Source organism: Acinetobacter sp. ANC 7912, from assembly GCF_039862785.1.
In the GTDB taxonomy this organism is placed as follows: domain Bacteria; phylum Pseudomonadota; class Gammaproteobacteria; order Pseudomonadales; family Moraxellaceae; genus Acinetobacter; species Acinetobacter thermotolerans.
Window position 1 is genome coordinate 998,339 of record NZ_CP156795.1, and the last position, 17,876, is coordinate 1,016,214.

Genomic DNA, 17,876 nt, shown 5'->3' on the forward strand with positions numbered 1-17,876 from the left:
ATAAAAAACCCTGCCGGAGCAGGGTTTTTGTTTAGCTAGATCACTTAGTGACGCGCTGCTTTACCTTCTTCAGGTGCTTTCACGATGGGTGTTTTCACCAAAGGTTTTGGCATAGAAATCAGAGCCAGTGGCAAGATCTCGTCGATGGATTTCACCGGCTTGATTTCCAGACCTTCCTTCACATTTTCAGGAATTTCGGTCAGATCACGCACGTTTTCCTGAGGGATAAACACAGTCTTGATGCCGCCACGGTGTGCAGCAAGCAGTTTTTCCTTCAAGCCACCGATACGCATTGCTCGGCCACGTAAGCTGGTTTCACCAGTCATGGCGATGTCAGGACGAATCGCAATACCTGTGAATGCAGATACTAGGGCAGTGGTTAAAGCAAGACCTGCAGATGGACCATCTTTCGGTGTTGCACCTTCTGGCAAGTGGACGTGTACATCAGTTTCTTCAAAGCGTGATGCTTCGATACCTAGTTCATCCGCACGGGTACGAACCACGGTCATGGCAGCGGTAATTGACTCTTTCATTACATCACCTAGTGAACCGGTAGTAATGAATTTACCTTTACCAGGAACTGCTGCAACTTCAATGGTCAGTAACTCTCCACCAACTGAAGTCCATGCTAGACCATTTACGCGACCCACTTGAGCTTCTTCTTCAGCCATGCCGAAGTCGAATTTGTGCGGACCGAGGTAGTCAGGCAGGTTTGCAGAAGTCACGTCAACCTCAAGGTTTTTCGCTTTCTTGCTAACTGCTTCTTTCACCACTTTACGTGCAATCTTAGAGATTTCACGTTCCAGGCTACGAACACCAGCTTCGCGGGTATAACGTTGTACGATGTCACGAATTGCATCTTCATGCACAGTCAGCTCTTTATTGCGCAGACCATTGTTCTTGATCGCTTTCGGAACCAGGTAGCGTTCAGCAATGTTGATCTTCTCGTCTTCGGTATAACCTGGCAGACGGATCACTTCCATACGGTCAAGCAGAGCCTCAGGAATATTCATGCTGTTCGCAGTACAGATAAACATCACTTCAGACAGGTCAAGGTCAAGATCCAGATAGTGGTCATTGAACTTGTTGTTTTGTGATGGATCTAGTACTTCAAGCAGAGCAGCAGCTGGATCACCGCGATAGTCCTGAGCCATCTTGTCGATCTCATCGAGCAAGAATAGTGGGTTTTTCACGCCGACTTTAGTCAGAGACTGCACGATCTTACCTGGCATCGCACCGATATAGGTACGACGGTGACCACGAATTTCAGCTTCGTCACGTACACCACCGAGGGCCATACGCACAAACTCACGGCCAGTTGCTTTTGCTACAGATTCACCGAGTGAAGTTTTACCCACACCTGGAGGACCTACCAAGCAAAGAATTGGACCACGCAGTTTTTTTACGCGAGACTGAACTGCAAGATATTCCACAATGCGATCCTTGACGTCATCCAGACCATAGTGGTCCGCATCAAGAATTTCCTGTGCTTTCTTCAGGTTAATGCTGACTTTGCTCGCCTTGTTCCAAGGTGTATCCAGGATCACCTCAAGATAGTTGCGAACTACAGCCGCTTCACTTGAAGCAGGTTGCATTGCTTTCAGTTTGCGGAATTCAGATTCAGCTTTCTTGCGCACATGCTCAGGCAGGTCTGCTTCTGCAAGACGTTTTTCAATCTCAGCCACATCATCTTCAGCACCACCGTTCAGGTCAGACAGTTCGCGCTGAATGACTTTCATTTTCTCATTCAGGAAGTATTCGCGCTGATTCTTTTCCATCTGGCGTTTCACTGAATCATGCAAAGTCTGCTCAATCTGTTGTTCTTCAGACTGTTGTAACAGATAGGTCATGAGTTCATTCAGATGTGCCTCAAACTCATCGTGCTCAAGGAATTTCTGTTTGACTTCAATATTCAACGGAACACGCGTTGCCACGAAGAACAGTAATTGAAGCAGGTCATCAATTTTGTTTGCAGCAGCGATCAGTTCACGTGCATTACGTAACTTCGCTTCTGCATATTGAGCAAACAGGGCACGTAGCTCTTGCACACGAGTTGCCTGAGTATCTTTGTCAATATTGACAGTAATTGGACTGAGTTCATGCTCAGCAGTCAGGTAGTTCGTGTCGTCAATGATTTTAGTTAATTTGGCACGATACAGGCCTTCGATCAGAACTTTAATACAGTTCTCATCATTCTCATGATTCACAACTTGCACAATCTTCGCGACAGTACCGTATTGATAAAGGTTATCGTGATCAATTTCTTCTGTAAGCGAATCTTTTTGCGCAACCACAAATACTAGATTGTCACTGTTACGAGCCACATCAACTGCATTGATCGATTTTTCACGGCCAACAAATAGCGCAATTTGCATGTGTGGGTACACCACCACATCACGCAGCGCTAAAAGTGGTAATACACTTGGAACCTGAGGCTCGAAGCTTTCTTCATTCATAATAATTTCAGACATGGGCACTCCTAATGAGTGACAACGGTGTTGCCATGTATTTTATAGTGATGGGTAATTTCAAAATTACAAGGGCTGTGCAGATGAAATTGTATAATTATTGATTAATTATTTGATTTAGAAAGATCTTGGTACATCCGGATGCCCGTAATAACGCTTGAAACGCAGCAGGCGTGTTGGTGTTAATAGGGCATCCAAAGGTTGATCCCAAGACTCACGTGGTAAAGTTTTTTCAACCACTTGTAAATCATGTGCCAAACCAAGACGATAGGGCTTTTTATACGCCGTTGCTAAAGTCCGGTCATAATAGCCCCCGCCCATACCAATTCTTGTACCACGGTCGTCACATGCAAGTAAAGGCATGATCAACAGATCAAGTTTGGAGACATGCACACCTCGGTGTTGCAGTGGTTCCCGCATACCCAGCCCATGGTGGGAAAAGCGTTTATTTCGGTATTGATGTGGAGTGATCCGCACCCAGACTAGGTGCTGATTCATATTACAAATGACAGGAAGATAAACCAGTTTGCCTTGTGCAAAACAATACTCGATGAGTAGTCGAGTATGAATCTCGCCAAAGGCATCTAAATACAAACCGATTTTTTTTGCAGATTTAAATTGTGGATTCAGCCTTAACCTGAATAGATTGAGTACCTGCTGGGCCGACTTTCTTTGTTGAAATCTTGATATACGACGACGGGCTTTGCGGAGGTGTTTGCGAAGTTCCGGGATGGTCGTAGTCATAAATTTTAGAAGTTACTTAGTAGGGCGGATTTAGTTTAAGGGATGAAAGGAGGAAAGTAAAAATGGATATTTAATCAAGAATACCTAGGTGCTGTCTAAGTTGTTCAAGAACCTTTATCGGAAACTACACACCGTTTCAAAAGACCTTTGTATATTGAATGGGCTTGAGGTCTGCCCATAGTTACATCTGGCAAATACTCAACATAATAAGAATATAAAAATGATAAGGACTAGAATAATGACCAGGAAAATCCAACCTTTGACACGGTTCATGCAACTCATTTTTGGCGGTGCAGCACTGATTTCAGCATCAAGTTATGCAGCAACAATGAATCAACCGGCACCTCCAGGTACCCAACAGGTCTTTTTTGTTGGGAATAATTGGGATGGTACTGTGACGGTCATCAAGCCTTCGGGTAATTTTGAAAAAATTGGTGTTATTAATATGATTCCAGATCGCAAAGAGCGCTTACTAGAAATTCACCTAAACCCCATCAAACTGATTGCCTATACCTACATTCAAGCTACAGCGGGCGAGGGTAATGATCAGTTAGTGGATGATATGTATTCCACTCCGGATGGTCAGTCGGTGGTGGCTTCACGGCCAAGCTTTGCAGATGTGGTTTCAATCAATATTAAAACTGGAAAAATTAATTGGCGTAAGCCCGTAGAAGGTTTCCGGGCAGATCATATGGCAGTTTCTCCAGATGGGCAGCGTATTGCAGTTTCAGCATCTTCAGGGAATGTCGTACAGGTTTTAGATATTAATACTGGTAAGGAGCTTGGACGTTTTGCAACGGGTGACAAACCACATGAAAATATCTACTTCAATGGAGGCAGTAAAATTATAAACTCTGCCATTGGTAATGTGGAAACATCGTTAGATGCACAGTGGCAAGACTTTACCAAGGGTAAACGCTATCTGACAATTGCTGATGCCAATACGTTTAAAGTACTGAAGAAAATTGATTTCCGTCCAGCTTTAGATAAATTTGGTCGTAAAGATTTATCTAATTCAGTTCGTCCAATGGTCTTAAGCAAGGATGAAAGCAAAATCTACGCGCAGGTGTCTTTCTTTAATGGTCTGATTGAATATGATTTAAATCAAGACAAAATTACCAAGATTGGCCAGCTGCCAGGTAGCAGCACTATTCCAAGTGACCGTACTAAATGGGTCAATGATTCTCGCCATCACGGACTTTCAATCAGTGAGGATGGAGAAAAATTATGTGTAGCAGGCACCATGGATGATTATGCCACCATTGTAGATCGTAAAACTTTAACAGCAGGTCCACTCATTTCAGCAGGGAAACCATATTGGGCGACCGTAAGTCCAGATGGTAAAAACTGTGTGATTTCTGAAAGTGAGGCAGATGTTGTCACAGTTATTGATTTTGCTACAGGTCATAAAGTTCGAAGTGTACCTGTAGGCAACCATCCACAGCGTGTCCGTATCGGTTATGCACCAGCTGACTGGTCTACGCCATAACTCAATAACTCATTTAAAGTCTTAAAGCTATTGGTCGAAGGCTGATAGCTTTAAGATATTTTGCTGGGATACATAAAATGCTAGATAAAAATAAATCGCTGGGGATGGGCATAATAGCGATATTTTTTTGGTGCTTTGATATTCATCTTTTATTCAAATAACGCAGACAATGGCGGAATAGTAAATCCACAAGTAGAAAATCCTCTTTTAGAAACTCAGCAGAGATCTGAATCTGAGGTCATGGTTACAGGCGTGGAAGAAGATATAAAAACTTCAGAATTAGAACCTGAATTGATCCAGCAACGAGATGCGCTTTATTTAAAAATTTCAGATATCACGACTCAACTCAGCCAAGGACAGAAGCCTGATTTGCGTATAGTGAGTCAACTTGCAGACGAGCAGTACAAACTGGTTAAAGCTCAGGCTGTAACGACAGATGAAGCAATTGCTACATTGCAATTTTTAAGACAGGTATTACCGGAAATGGATATGGAGTTAGCGCGAGAAATTAAGCGAATTGAAAACTAAATTGGATAAAGAAAGGTGGAATTATTAAAAACAATATTAATAACAAGTGATTTTTATTTGAAAAATAAAGACACTCCGGAGATGCCGCTGCATGTCATTACCCTTGAACCCTAAAGTTCAAGGTGGACGCGACGCATACTTGCTGGGTTTCCCACTCGAGGTGGGCATACGCTCTAAATATGCAGAACGCAATCCTAAGATTTAAATATCGGCTCAGGGGAATCTGACCCGCTGGCGAACATCCCAGAGTTAGACTTAGTATAACTGATAATGCTTAGGAGACAACTGAATGCTGTGTTGGAACTGTAAACTTGACCGTTGATCGGATGAAGTTTAAACAAAAATTCTGTTTATTCAGCGAGTTCCTCAACCTCTTCTAAAATAGTTTGTAACAAACGTTCACAGTGTGCGTACTGCTGCAAAGACTTGTTCATGGTCAGCACTTCCTGCATCAGCTCCAGCGCCACCATAATCACCAGTTTAATTGGTTCCATACGTGGTGCTTTACGACGAAATTCATCGTATTTCTCATTCAATAATTCTGCAGCACGTTCCAGTTCTTCACGCTGATCTGCGGTAGATGCCAGACGGAAACTGTGGCCCAGCACTCTTAAATCAATAGTGATCTGTTCACTCATGTTGATGCTTCCTCAGTCGATTCGGTTGGATGGGCCAATTGTTGAATTTCCTGTGCATGATGATCTTGTGCGGTACCCAGAATCGCCAGACGCTGAATAATCGCTTCAACCTTGGCTTTGGCATGCTCATTTTTCTGGGTTAAACGATCCGTTTCCTGATGCAGGCGCTGGATTTCCTGATGCGACTGATGTTGTTCTTGTAGCAGTTTTTCTTTCAGTGCACGAAGTTCGTTACGTTCAGCCAGAATTTCCTGAAAGCGGTTTTTCAGGTCAGTACAGCTTTTTTCCAGACGGCTATAGCGGTCAGCAAGTGCAGTGGCATCATTATTCAGCTGTTGATATTGCGCGCGGGATTCAGCCAGCTGTTCGGTGAGGCTGTCATTTTCTTGTTGTTTTTGGCTAATAATGCTGTTTTTTTGACTGATTTCGGCTTGATGTTGACTCACTGAGGAGTCTTGTTCTTCACGTAAGCTGGAATTTTCACTTTCCAGTTGTGCAAGTCGCGTTTTCAAAACGCCAATATGCACTTGTAGACGCTGTAATTCTTCTAACATATCGAGGTCGCACAGTATTGCAAACAAAGGTAATATATAAGCAGTATAGAGATTGGATAAACGAATGCAAGACGATATTTCAGGTTGGTCAGATTGGCACCGTAATTTTTCATCAATTGAAGAAATTTCCAGCCCAAGCGAGTTACATGGCTTGCTTACTGGCATCGTTTGTGTCACTCAGGCACCGACCAGTGAAGAGTGGGTACAGATTCTGGAAACTCTGGATATTCCTGAGCTTAATCCTGAAGCGTTGGATCTGTTGACTGGCGAGGCGGAAGACGTATTCCACTCATTGTCTGAAGATGAGCTGGATTACCTGCCATTGCTTCCAGATGATGAACATACACTGGCTGAACGAGTACAGGCATTGGCCGACTGGTGTGCCGGTGTTGTACTTGGTTTTGGTCTGGCTTCAGGTCATATCCGCAGTGATGAACGCGAACTGATTGAACATTTACAGGATGTGGCAGCAGTCGAATTTGAAGATTCAGATGATGATGCCGAAGGCGAAGAAAGCTATCAGGAACTGTATGAATTTGTGCGTCTGATTCCGGTAAGCCTATCTATGGGCCGTAAAAAAGTAGAAGTGGATGAAACTCCATTACTACAACATTTTATTGGGCAGGAACAAACTGAGAAAAAAGAGTCAGATACCCAGCCGCAATCTGTGGTGGAGATTTTCTCGCCTAAACGTCCAAGCTAAACTCTAATTTAGCTTCAATATTCCGGTAAGTAGGATTTAACTTTTGCCGGAATATTATTTTATAGTGAACAACAGCATAGATAAGAAGTAAGGTCCAATGAAGAAACTGACACAAGCAGAATTTCAGCAACGCCGTGACATCCTCGCAGGAGAAATGGGGCTACGCAGTATCGCCATTATTGCCACGAGTCCAGTCGCGATTCGTAACCGTGATGCTGACTATAAATATCGTGCTGACAGCAGTTTCTTCTACCTGACCGGTTTTGCCGAGCCAGAAGCAGTGGCAGTCATTGAAACGTTTGATACCGAAGAAGAAGGCTACACCTACAGTCTGTTTTGCCGTGAGCGTAACCGTGAGATGGAAATCTGGAATGGTTACCGGGCTGGCATTGATGGTGCCATTGACGATTATGAAGCAGATGAAGCCTATGCGATTGATCTGCTGGATGAAGAAATTCTGGTTAAACTGCAGAACAAGGACAAACTGTTTTATCGCATCGGACACAATGCCGAGTTTGATGCGCGTGTCGCGAAATGGATTGCCCAAGCCAATGGTGAAAGCCGTCGGGGGACTTCTGCACCTGCTCAAGTGATTCAGCTAGATCGTATTGTCGATGAAATGCGTTTACATAAAGATGCCAATGAAATCGAACTGATGCAGATTGCTTCGGATATTTCTGCGGAAGCACATACACGTGCAATGCAAACTGTACGTCCGGGCATGATGGAATATGCGCTGGAAGCTGAGCTGAATTATGTCTTTGGCAAGAATGGCTGTGTACCATCCTATAACAGTATTGTTGGCGGCGGTGAAAATGCCTGCATTCTGCACTATGTCGAAAATGATAAAGAGCTGAAAGATGGCGATCTGGTCCTGATTGATGCAGCTTGTGAATATCAGTTTTATGCCTCAGACATTACCCGTACTTTCCCAGTCAATGGTAAATTCAGTCCAGAACAGAAAGCTTTATATAATGTCGTGCTGGATGCGCAGCTTGCCGCAATCAATGCGGTTCAAATCGGTAATTCTTATAAAGAACCGCACAATGTTGCGGTACGTATCTTGGTTCAGGGTTTGCTGGATCTAGGCATCATGCAGGGTGATATTGAGGAAATTATCGAAACCGAGAGTTTCCGCCAATTCTATATGCACGGTACCGGTCACTGGTTGGGCATGGATGTGCATGATGTCGGGACTTATAAAGCCAGTGGTGACTGGCGTGCTTATGAAGAAGGTATGGTCGTCACTGTAGAGCCAGGACTGTATATCGCTCCGGATGATGAAACTGTTGATCCAAAATGGCGTGGTATCGGCATCCGGATTGAGGATGATGTCGTAGCGACCAAGAATGGTCCACTGGTATTAACCGCAAAAGTGGTGAAAACCGTAGAAGATATTGAAGCGCTTATAGCTAAAGCCCGTGCTGCTTAAAAGTGGATTGTAAAAAAGCCGGTCACGTGACTGGCTTTTTTGTTTAGGAAAATAGTGTGTAAAGGATCAAATTAAAAGTTCAGTTATTTTATTTCCCGATCAAGATCATTCGAAATATCTGGCATTTTTTCTATTCAACTCTTATATAATTTAGTGATTAAAATCTCCCAAGTAGTATTTGCCAATACTCACGCCAATCTCAACTTTTTAAGTCATTGAAATAAAAAGGACATAACCTCATTTTAAATCCGTCTATGAAAATAAAATTACAGTTATGTCCACTGAAGAATTTATCATCATTGTCTATTTAATCATAGAGGAAATTTACCCAACTATAGTCTCTGAACCATTAAGAAAACGTGGTTTTCCACCTGCTTTAACCGATATTGAAATTATCACAATGCAAATTGTTGGTGAGTGTCTCAAAATGGATACGGATAAAAGCATATGGATGTTTTTTAAAAACAATTATTTAAGTTGGTTCCCTCATTTAGGTTCATATCCTAACTTTTGTAAGCATTGTGCAAACTTATGGCAAGTTCATCAAAAAATCACAGCCCAATTAACTGCACATTATGGTCAGGATCATATTCATTTTATTGATGGATTTCCTATACCTGTTTGTCGTTATAGTCGAGCAAAAAGACACAAGAATTTCAAAGAACATGCAGGTTTTAGTTATTGTGCTGCACAACAAGAGAAATACTATGGTTTTAAAGGGCATCTTGTAATTAATTTGGAGGGTATGATTACTGGCTATACTTTCGCTCCAGCAAATGTAGATGAGCGTGATGTTGCACCAGAAATCACAGAAAATATTCATGGGTTACTAGGTGCAGATAAAGGTTACTTAAGACCCAGCTTGAAAGAATACTATAAATTTCAGTACGTTGATCTACAAACTCCTTTAAGAAAGAATATGCCGGACTCTAGATCTCAAGAATCAATGAGGTTGCTTATGAGAGCACGAAGGAAAATTGAAACGGTCATTGGTCAATTAACTGATCGCTTTAATATTCAAAAAGTAAGGGCAAGAGATTTATGGCACTTATCGCATCGTTTTATCAGAAAGATTTTGTCACATACGGTCTGCGTCGTTATGAATAAAAAATGTGGTTATTCACCGATTCAATTTGAAAAGCTTATTTAAAGTTGAGATTGGCGTAATACTCATAAAGTTGAGTGTTATTTATGCACACCATTAAGTTTCACAATTTTGAAGAAGCAGGAAAATTAGTACTTCAATATTTGCATCACCACTTTGGTTTCGGGTTATGGATGATCACTCGTTTAGACAATGAGGATTGGATTATCTTGCAGGCTGAAAATGAAAAATATGCGGTAAAGCCTGGTGATGTTTTCCGTTGGGCGGATTCTTTTTGCTATCACATGGTGCAGGGCGCCACGCCTAAAATTGCACCATGTTCTGAGCAAATTGAGCTGTATGCCAAGGCGAAAATCGCCAAGACCTTATCGATTAAATCGTATATTGGGGAACCTCTTTATCTAGAAGATGGTTCAATATTCGGAACTATTTGTGCAATTGATAATGAACCGCACTCTGAAGAAATCATCAAAGATGCAGCACTGGTTGAGTTGTTGGGTAGTTTATTAAGCTCGATTCTGCAAAGTGAATTGCGGGAAAATAAACAGCGCCGTTTACGTGAGCGTTATGAGGTGGAAGCGCTTACCGACAGTCTCACTGGGTTATATAACCGCCGGGCTTGGGATCAGTTATTGGAAGCTGAGGAAGGGCGCTGTCAGCGTTACGGTCTACCTGCTTCGATATTCAGTATCGATTTGAATGATTTAAAACAGGTCAATGATCAGTTTGGACATGATGCGGGAGATCAACTCATTCAGCGTACTGCAGATTTGCTGGTAGAGCATATGCGGGTGAATGATGTGATCGCACGGATCGGCGGGGATGAATTCACGATTTTATGTCCTGAAACCAAAGCAGCAGATGCGGCAGTTTTATATCAACGTCTGACCGAGATGTTTTCTGCTGCGGATATTCATGTTGCGATAGGCTTTGCTGCCCGTCAATTAACCACTGATTTGCATGAGGTTTTAATTGAGGCGGATAAGAAGATGTATGCGCATAAGAAACAGGCCAAATTGTTGAATGGTTAATTTTTATGTAAGAAATGATCTTTTAGAAAGGATTAAAGAGGATCATTATTAGCAATAAAAATATCCAGATTACTTAGAGCTCTAAGTAATCAAAGAAAACTAACGTAATTAAAATTTGTCATTTATAACATGACATTTATTCAACATAGATCTACACAGAAAAGGGATTTTTTAGCATCAAGACTACATATTCGTTCCGCTAAAGCTCGCATAATCTTGGGTGAGAATTAATCAAAAATGGCGAATTCAAACATGAGGTGCGACAGTTTCAAAAGCCTTATGATAATCAACAAGCTGAGCAAACTTCTCTAATGGTGTAAGCCAATCTAACGCTTTTCTAGGACGAGTATTCAGTGACATGGCAACTTGATTTAAATAATGCTGATCTGCCTGATTTAAATCAATCCCTTTAGGTAAATATTGCCTAATTAAACCATTCATATTTTCGCATGTGCCTTTTTGCCATGGTGAATGTGGGTCACAGAAATATACATCTATGCCTAAATCTTCTTCGAGTATTTTATGTTCTGACATCTCACGTCCACGGTCATAGGTCAACGTTTTACGCAGTTCTGCAGGTAAATATTTCAGAGCTTCAGTTAAAGCCTTGCGCACTGATTCTGCCTTTGCATCAGGTAATGTTGCCAAGATACAGAGCCGTGTATTTCGTTCAATAAGTGTTGCTATCGAACTTTTATTGTCTTTACCTTTAATTAAATCGGCCTCCCAATGACCCGGTATTTTTCTTTCTTGAACTTCAGCTGGGCGCTCATGAATAGTTTTAATATCCTGTAATATAGAATCTTTTTTAGATTCACCGTTAGCTTTTCGCTTTTTATTTTCATGACGCAGACAGGATAATAAGTCTTTTTTCAACTCACCCTTTGGTAATGCTCGTATAGTTGAGTAAATCGTTGTATGGCTTACATTCATTGTTTGATCCAAATCAGAAAATGTCTTTAAACGCTTCGATATTTGCTGAGGAGACCATAAACAACGGATCGCTTCAACAATAAATCTCCAGAGGATTGAGTCGATTTTGAGTTTTCTGTGACCACGTCTACGTCTAGCGAAGGCGCAGATTCAAATCCCAAGTGCGACACATTTGTAGTTAGTTGAAAAAGTTAGGTGTATTCATAGAATCATTAGACTTTTTCAACTCGCAATTGGAAAGCACACAATGAAGAAATACACCCAACTTTCTCAAGATGAAAGATACGAAATTTATGCTACTTTGAAAAGTAAAAGCTCAATCGCTAACCTTGCTCGGGAGTTAGGGCGTTCACGATCAACCATCTACCGTGAATTAAAAAGAAATACTGGGCAACGTGGATATAGGGCTCAACAGGCAGCTAAATTTGCAAGTCAAAGACGGTACCGTCCTTCCTCATCAATGACAGCATTTGCCTTCGCCTATATTGATTATTTAATTGGCTTGGACTGGTCACCAGAACAAATTTCAGGTGCTTTAACACAACGCGGTTGGCTGGATGTACCTTCACATGAGTGGATTTACCAGTACATTTATCAAGATAAATCAAAAGGCGGTAAACTCCATCTACACTTAAGGCATCAGAAGAAATATCGAAAACGAGGTTACAAAAACACGGATCGTAGGGGGCAAATCATTGATAAAAACAAGTATTCACTGTCGAGACCAGGTCATTGATCAACGACAACGTTTAGGAGATTTCGAAGGTGACACGGTGATTGGTAAACATCATAAAGGTGCTTTATTAACCCTTGTTGATCGAAAGAGCCTGTATGTACATATTGTTCATTTAGGATCAACGAGAGCATCCTCTCAAACGATTACTTGTGCGTTAGATCGTTTACGAATGAGCCATGCTTATAGTGTGACATTTGATAATGGTAAAGAATTTTCCGAACACAAAAGAATTACTGATGCCGGGATAGAGACGTATTTTGCTGATCCTTACAAGTCTATTCAGCGAGCTAGAAATGAAAATACGAATGGTTTAATCCGTCAATATCTGCCAAAATCATCATCGTTTGATGACGTGTCAAACGAACAAATAGAGCAGATAGAATTTGCACTCAACCATCGTCCTAGAAAAACGCTAGGTTGGTATACACCGAGTGAAGTTATGGCTGGTTTTTATACTGTTGCACTTGCCGCTTGAATCTGCCGTACTTCCTGAATATCGTTCAGAGCATATAGGCCATGAGATGCTTGCAGCTATTAAGTATTACGCAAAACAGGTGGGTTGGAAATGCATCGAATTATGTACGCCTCCAGTTCCTGAATTTGATCAAACCGTTTCCTTTTATCAGGCAAATGGCTTCGACCGAACAGGAGGCTATAAAATGCGTTGTTTAATTCAATCACTATGATTTTTTAAGACTTGCAGAACTGACATCTCTTTAAATATTCCTACAGGTTTTTCGGTGTAGAAAGCCATTCATGATTAGGGATAGGCTTCATAAAATATGGCAGTGGATTAACTTCATCATCTTTAAATTTAACCTGTCAACAAAGCAGCATCACTTACGTCCAAACCACTAATTCATTATAAAAATGAAAATCTTTGAGGTAAGATAAAATCTATTATGATGAGACGTATCTAAACTTGATGGATACCACAAATAAGGATCAAAGCATGCAACAAGAAGTCATCATTGTTGGTGGTGGGATGGTAGGCTTAAGCCTCTCCCTGATGTTGGCAAAAACCGGGATTGCAGTAAAACTGTTAGAAGCCATCCAGTACCCGAATTATGATGACGCAAATCTTGCTCTATATCATTCTAGCTTTGACGCGCGTAACAGTGCCTTGTCGCGCCGTAGTGTACAAATTTATCAGGAATTGGGTTTGTGGGATGCATTGCAAGAACATGCAACACCGATTCTAGAAGTGAATATTACAGAGCAGGGCAGTTTTGGTAAGGCACGTCTCATTGCAGAACAGGAAAAAGTTGAAAGCTTTGGTCAGGTGATTGAAAATGCCTGGCTTGGTCGTGTGCTACTGACCCAAGTGAAAAAAGAACAACTCATTGAACTGATCGATGGGGTACAGGTCACTTCACTGACTCAGGATGCTGAGTTGGCTTATATCGAAGCGCAACGTGGTGATGAGACTTTGAAGCTGCAATCCAAACTGGTAATCGCAGCCGATGGGCGTGATTCCTTCTGTCGTAAAGCCCTCGGTATTGGCGCATCAGTACATGACTATGACCAAGTCGCGATTGTGACTACCGTACAAACTTCCAAACCACATAAGCATGTCGGTTTTGAGCGCTTTAGCCCGCTGGGTCCATTGGCTTTGTTGCCACTGCCGGGTGAATACCGCCGTTCTGTGGTCTGGCCGGTACCGAAAGGAACCGAGCATGAATGGTTAGGTGAGGAAAATGATCAACATTTTCTGAATGCCTTGCAGCAAACTTATGGTGACCGTGCTGGAAAATTTCAGAAAACAGGTCGTCGTTTCAGTTTCCCGTTGTCACAAGTATTGGCAGAGAAACAGGCCGTGGGGCGTGTGGTGCTGATGGGCAATGCCGCCCATACCATTCACCCTGTCGCAGGTCAGGGTTTTAACCTGTGCATGCGCGATGCCTATGTGCTGAACCGTTACTTGAAAGAACAACTAGAACAAGGTAATGATCTCGGTGATGTTCAAATGCTGCAGGATTATGAGAAATCCCGCCTGAAAGACCAGCAACGCGTGATCAAGTTCTGTGATTCCGTGGTACGTGGTTTTAGTAACCAGAATCCATTCCTGAAACTGATCCGTAATACTGGCCTGGTTGCTTTTGAAAATATTCCGGGAATTAAACCATTAGTTGCTAACTATGCAATGGGGCTTAAAGCATGACAGAACAAAATCAGGTACTCGATGCTGTCATCGTTGGTGGTGGTCTGGTTGGTGGTTTAACTGCACTGCTATTGGCACAAGGTGGTGTACAGGCAACCGTACTGGATGCTGTGCCGATTCTGGATGCTGAAAAGACTTTAAGTGTTGCTAACCCTCGTGTACTAGCATTGAGCCAAGCAACCATTCATTTGCTGAAAACCGTAGGTGTCTGGAACAAACTGGCGCGTCAGCAACCCTATACCGGCATGCAGGTCTGGAATAAAAATGGCTATGGTGAAATCAACTTCGGTCAGCCATCTGAGAAAACACCAAAAGTCGAGCAGGCGCTCGGTTCTATGGTTGAGCCAAGTATCTTAAATCTAGCAATTCAGCAGAAAATGCTGGAAGAAGTGAAAGATTATCGCACTCAGGTCAAAGTCAGCCGAATCGAACGCGGTGTTGGTGTTTGGACTGTACATCTGGCAGATGGTACCCAGCTAAAAACCAGATTGCTGATCGGTGCTGATGGTGCCAATTCTTTTGTCCGTGAGCAGGCCTTTATTGATATTGATGTACTGGACTATAAACAGGCAGGTCTGAGCTGCGCGATCAAGACAGCGCAACCCCACCAGCATGTAGCACGACAGATCTTTCTGGAGACAGGACCTTTGGCTTACCTGCCAATGGCTAGCCTGAAACCCGAAGAGCAGGGCTATTGGCAATCCATTGTTTGGACGTTGCCAGATGATTATGCTGAAGAATATGCGGCTTTAAATGATCAGGAATTTACCCACTTACTTACCCGAGAAAGTCATCATATGTTGGGAGAGGTACTGGAAGTGACACCACGTGCGACCTTTCCATTAAAAGCCCGTGCTGCCCAGCATTATGTACAGGATGGATTGGCGCTGATTGGTGATGCTGCGCATGTGATTCATCCACTGGCAGGTCAAGGGGTGAATATTGGTTGTCTGGATGCAGCAGTACTGTGTGAGGTATTGCTACATGACAAGGCACGAGGCGTTTGGGCACATGAACAGACTTTGCAGCGTTATGAACACCTGCGTAAAGGCCAGAATGAAGCCATGATGCACAGCATGTCGGCGATTGGCTGGCTGGAAACCACTCAACTGTTTCCAGTGGTTTGGGCACGTAATTTTGGCCTAAAACAGGTTGAACAGTTACCGATGCTGAAAGATGCCTTTATGAATCAGGCCAATGGTTTAAATTTACTCAAAAACACCCGCTACGCCGTCTAGCATGGGAATGTCATTTTTTTATACAAACATCTGCATGTAGAAACGAATTTGTTTAAAAAAGATACGATTTTTTGATATTTGGTACTAGGCGAAACAGAAAGAGATTGCTAAATTTCAGGTAATTTACAAGTTAGCTGAAACAGCCATATAGCCGTCATTTGCGGGGAGATGAAGATGACTGATATTAACGAATATGATGATGTAGAAGATCCAGCGATCGATGATGATGAAGCGAAAGCAGCCGAAAAAGGTGCTGCGGATAGCGACGAAGTTGTCAGCGATACAGATGTAATTGAAGCCGAAACTTTAACGGTGACTGCAAAGCAGAAAAAACGTCAGGCACTTGAAGATGAAGTGGCTGCCTTCCTAGCTCGCGGTGGTCGAATTACTGAAGTTCCAGCAGACGATTCAGTACGTGAATAAGTAAATTATTTCCTGAATATAAAAAAACACCACAGATTACTGTGGTGTTTTTTTTATGACTGAAGGTGAAATGACAATTTAGTCATTTGCCCCGGTCAATTCTAATGCACGCTGGTAAGCGACTTTCTTTTTGATACCCGTCAAGTCAGCTGCCAGTTGTGAAGCCGCTTTGACAGATAGGTCTTGCAACAGGCGTAGCAACAATTTGTCCAGTTTTTCCTGATCCAGATCTTTTTCTACAGTGGCACCACCAATCACCAGCACGATTTCACCTTTCTGCTGGTTGGGATCATTGGCAACAAAATCAATCAGCTCACCGAGTGTCATCTTGCGGATGGTTTCAAACGTCTTGGTAATTTCCCGGGCAAAACCTACTGGACGGTCTTTACCAAACACCTCAGCCATATCTTTGACACATTCCAGAATACGGTGTGGCGCTTCATAGAAAATCATGGTCTGGGTTTCATCTTTCAGTTTTTCTAGATTTTGAATACGCTGGCTTTGCTTGGAAGGAAGAAACCCTTCAAAACTGAAACGGTCGCTTGGTAGACCAACCGCGCTCAAAGCGGCAATCGCAGCACAGGCACCCGGTACTGGAATCACTCGAATATTATGTTCCTGTGCAGCACGCACAAATTTAAAGCCTGGATCGCTGATCAGTGGCGTACCGGCATCACTGATCAGTGCCATGTTTTCGCCATTCAATAAACGCTGGATCAGCTGGTCGATCTTGTTGCTTTCATTATGGTCGTGGCAGGCCGTGAGTGGGGTGGAGATATTAAAATGCTTGAGCAATTGTGCTGAAGTTCGTGTATCCTCAGCAGCAATCAGGCTCACTGACTTCAGTACCTCAACAGCACGAAAACTAATATCATCTAAGTGCCCGATTGGAGTCGCAACAACAAATAACTGAGCACTCATAGGTTTCTCCATGTGGAATATACAAAATAATAAAAATGGGAAGATGCTAAAAAATATCTTGGGCTTATTGGGCTGGATCAGCAGCGTTCAAGCGGAAGTGGTGGTTATTCTACCCGAACCAGGGCCTTTGGTGCGAGCTGGATTGAAGATCAGACAGAGAATCATCAGTACTGATATGGAATTTGGGCAGCCCGTATTGATTAAATGGGTAAATACGATTTCGACAAAGATCTCAAATTTTCTGAAGTCGTATGTCACTCATAAATCTGCATTCATTGGTGCTGCATTAGTAAATCTGGATATTGCAGCTTTGTTAAAGGCTAACCGGTATGGGGAATAATCCAAAGCTAGGAAAATGGGCCGAGCAGCAGGCATTGCTGTTACTACAACAGCATGGCTTTGAACTGATCCAGGCCAATTATCATAGCCGTTATGGCGAAATTGACCTGATTGTTAAGCGAGACATGGAGCTGGTTTTTGTCGAAGTCAAAGCACGTGCCAGTACCGATTATGCCCAAGCAGTCGAAACCATTTCCTTAAGTAAACAGCGCAAACTGTTAAAAACTGCGCTGCATTTTCTGCAAAATTATGAAGATTTCCAGCTGTGTTTCTGTCGTTTTGACGTGATTTGTTTTGATTTTCAGCAACATTTTGCAAAAACCATACAATACGATTTTGGCGATTACCCTTATGATTTGCAATGGATTGAAAATGCTTTTACTTTTGATCCAGAGTTTATTAATCTTTGAGCAATACAGGGTATTTGATACAG

At 42.5% G+C, this 17,876-nt stretch carries 17 protein-coding genes, 1 other RNA gene and 2 pseudogenes; 13 read left to right on the top strand and 7 right to left on the bottom strand.

The window, feature by feature from the left end; translation table 11 throughout:
- Positions 1–44 precede the first annotated feature (44 nt).
- Together lon and ABEF84_RS04960 are read right to left on the bottom strand one after the other, a co-directional pair.
- Positions 45–2,471 carry an endopeptidase La gene (lon, locus tag ABEF84_RS04955; RefSeq protein ID WP_034586412.1) on the bottom strand — a complete coding sequence of 809 codons (2,427 nt, stop codon included), beginning with the start codon at positions 2,469–2,471 and terminating at the stop codon, positions 45–47.
- 114 nt (positions 2,472–2,585) lie between these two features.
- Positions 2,586–3,212 (bottom strand): 5-formyltetrahydrofolate cyclo-ligase, encoded by a 627-nt coding sequence (locus tag ABEF84_RS04960; protein WP_052127902.1) that lies wholly within the window; start codon positions 3,210–3,212, stop codon positions 2,586–2,588.
- A 238-nt stretch (positions 3,213–3,450) separates the two neighbouring features.
- Here ABEF84_RS04960 and ABEF84_RS04965 point away from each other — a divergent pair, with 238 nt between their 5' ends.
- Both ABEF84_RS04965 and ABEF84_RS04970 read left to right on the top strand, forming a co-directional pair.
- Complete coding sequence (locus tag ABEF84_RS04965) at positions 3,451–4,701, top strand: YncE family protein (protein ID WP_034586414.1); 1,251 nt, start codon at positions 3,451–3,453, stop codon at positions 4,699–4,701.
- A gap of 135 nt (positions 4,702–4,836) precedes the next feature.
- On the top strand, positions 4,837–5,229 hold the full coding sequence (locus ABEF84_RS04970) for a hypothetical protein (protein ID WP_347473786.1): 393 nt from the start codon (positions 4,837–4,839) through the stop codon (positions 5,227–5,229).
- Between the two features lie 68 nt (positions 5,230–5,297).
- Here ABEF84_RS04970 and ssrS read toward each other — a convergent pair.
- The 3 genes from ssrS to ABEF84_RS04985 form a co-directional block, all read right to left on the bottom strand.
- A non-coding RNA gene (ssrS, locus tag ABEF84_RS04975) (6S RNA) lies at positions 5,298–5,482 on the bottom strand.
- Positions 5,483–5,579: 97 nt separating this feature from the next.
- Positions 5,580–5,867: a cell division protein ZapA gene (locus ABEF84_RS04980; RefSeq protein WP_034586420.1), complete on the bottom strand. Its 288-nt coding sequence runs from the start codon at positions 5,865–5,867 to the stop codon at positions 5,580–5,582.
- The gene (locus tag ABEF84_RS04985; protein WP_034586423.1) at positions 5,864–6,421 is read right to left on the bottom strand and encodes a hypothetical protein; all 558 of its coding nucleotides are present in this window, start codon (positions 6,419–6,421) and stop codon (positions 5,864–5,866) included. The genes ABEF84_RS04980 and ABEF84_RS04985 overlap by 4 nt, the downstream gene beginning before the upstream one ends.
- Positions 6,422–6,485: 64 nt before the next feature.
- On the opposite strand from ABEF84_RS04985, the gene ABEF84_RS04990 reads away from it, so the two are divergent.
- The 4 genes from ABEF84_RS04990 (at position 6,486) to ABEF84_RS05005 (ending at position 10,692) form a co-directional block, all read left to right on the top strand.
- Positions 6,486–7,124 (top strand): UPF0149 family protein, encoded by a 639-nt coding sequence (locus tag ABEF84_RS04990; RefSeq protein ID WP_034586426.1) that lies wholly within the window; start codon positions 6,486–6,488, stop codon positions 7,122–7,124.
- A 97-nt stretch (positions 7,125–7,221) separates the two neighbouring features.
- Positions 7,222–8,556, top strand: a complete 1,335-nt coding sequence (gene pepP / locus ABEF84_RS04995; protein WP_034586429.1) for a Xaa-Pro aminopeptidase — start codon at positions 7,222–7,224, stop codon at positions 8,554–8,556.
- Positions 8,557–8,830: 274 nt separating this feature from the next.
- On the top strand, positions 8,831–9,706 hold the full coding sequence (locus ABEF84_RS05000; protein WP_000102417.1) for an IS982-like element ISAba825 family transposase: 876 nt from the start codon (positions 8,831–8,833) through the stop codon (positions 9,704–9,706).
- A 41-nt stretch (positions 9,707–9,747) separates the two neighbouring features.
- Complete coding sequence (locus ABEF84_RS05005; RefSeq protein WP_347454370.1) at positions 9,748–10,692, top strand: sensor domain-containing diguanylate cyclase; 945 nt, start codon at positions 9,748–9,750, stop codon at positions 10,690–10,692.
- A gap of 246 nt (positions 10,693–10,938) precedes the next feature.
- On the opposite strand, the pseudogene ABEF84_RS05010 reads toward ABEF84_RS05005, so the two are convergent.
- Positions 10,939–11,766, bottom strand: a pseudogene (locus tag ABEF84_RS05010) (IS30-like element ISAba125 family transposase); the annotation flags it as partial.
- 106 nt (positions 11,767–11,872) lie between these two features.
- Between ABEF84_RS05010 and ABEF84_RS05015 the strand changes: the two are divergent.
- The 5 genes and pseudogenes from ABEF84_RS05015 (at position 11,873) to ABEF84_RS05035 (ending at position 16,183) form a co-directional block, all read left to right on the top strand.
- A pseudogene (locus ABEF84_RS05015) lies at positions 11,873–12,836 on the top strand (IS30-like element IS18 family transposase).
- Positions 12,837–12,882: 46 nt separating this feature from the next.
- Positions 12,883–13,047 (top strand): hypothetical protein, encoded by a 165-nt coding sequence (locus ABEF84_RS05020; RefSeq protein ID WP_309294754.1) that lies wholly within the window; start codon positions 12,883–12,885, stop codon positions 13,045–13,047.
- A 266-nt stretch (positions 13,048–13,313) separates the two neighbouring features.
- The gene (ubiH, locus tag ABEF84_RS05025) at positions 13,314–14,522 is read left to right on the top strand and encodes a 2-octaprenyl-6-methoxyphenyl hydroxylase (RefSeq protein WP_034582226.1); all 1,209 of its coding nucleotides are present in this window, start codon (positions 13,314–13,316) and stop codon (positions 14,520–14,522) included.
- Positions 14,519–15,760, top strand: coding sequence for an FAD-dependent monooxygenase (locus tag ABEF84_RS05030; RefSeq protein WP_347453768.1), 1,242 nt, complete (start codon positions 14,519–14,521; stop codon positions 15,758–15,760). Before ubiH ends, ABEF84_RS05030 begins: the two co-directional genes overlap by 4 nt.
- 174 nt (positions 15,761–15,934) lie before the next feature.
- Entirely contained in the window at positions 15,935–16,183 is a 249-nt protein-coding gene (locus tag ABEF84_RS05035) for a hypothetical protein (RefSeq protein ID WP_034582231.1), read from the top strand.
- 78 nt (positions 16,184–16,261) lie between these two features.
- Here the strand turns inward: ABEF84_RS05035 and rsmI are convergent, their stop codons facing one another.
- Complete coding sequence (rsmI, locus tag ABEF84_RS05040) at positions 16,262–17,104, bottom strand: 16S rRNA (cytidine(1402)-2'-O)-methyltransferase (protein ID WP_034582234.1); 843 nt, start codon at positions 17,102–17,104, stop codon at positions 16,262–16,264.
- Between the two features lie 10 nt (positions 17,105–17,114).
- Between rsmI and ABEF84_RS05045 the strand changes: the two genes are divergently transcribed.
- Positions 17,115–17,444 carry a hypothetical protein gene (locus ABEF84_RS05045; RefSeq protein WP_347453770.1) on the top strand — a complete coding sequence of 110 codons (330 nt, stop codon included), beginning with the start codon at positions 17,115–17,117 and terminating at the stop codon, positions 17,442–17,444.
- A complete protein-coding gene (locus ABEF84_RS05050) occupies positions 17,434–17,853 on the top strand; it encodes a YraN family protein (protein ID WP_034582238.1) in 420 nt (139 codons plus the stop codon). The genes ABEF84_RS05045 and ABEF84_RS05050 overlap by 11 nt, the downstream gene beginning before the upstream one ends.
- Positions 17,854–17,876 lie beyond the last annotated feature (23 nt).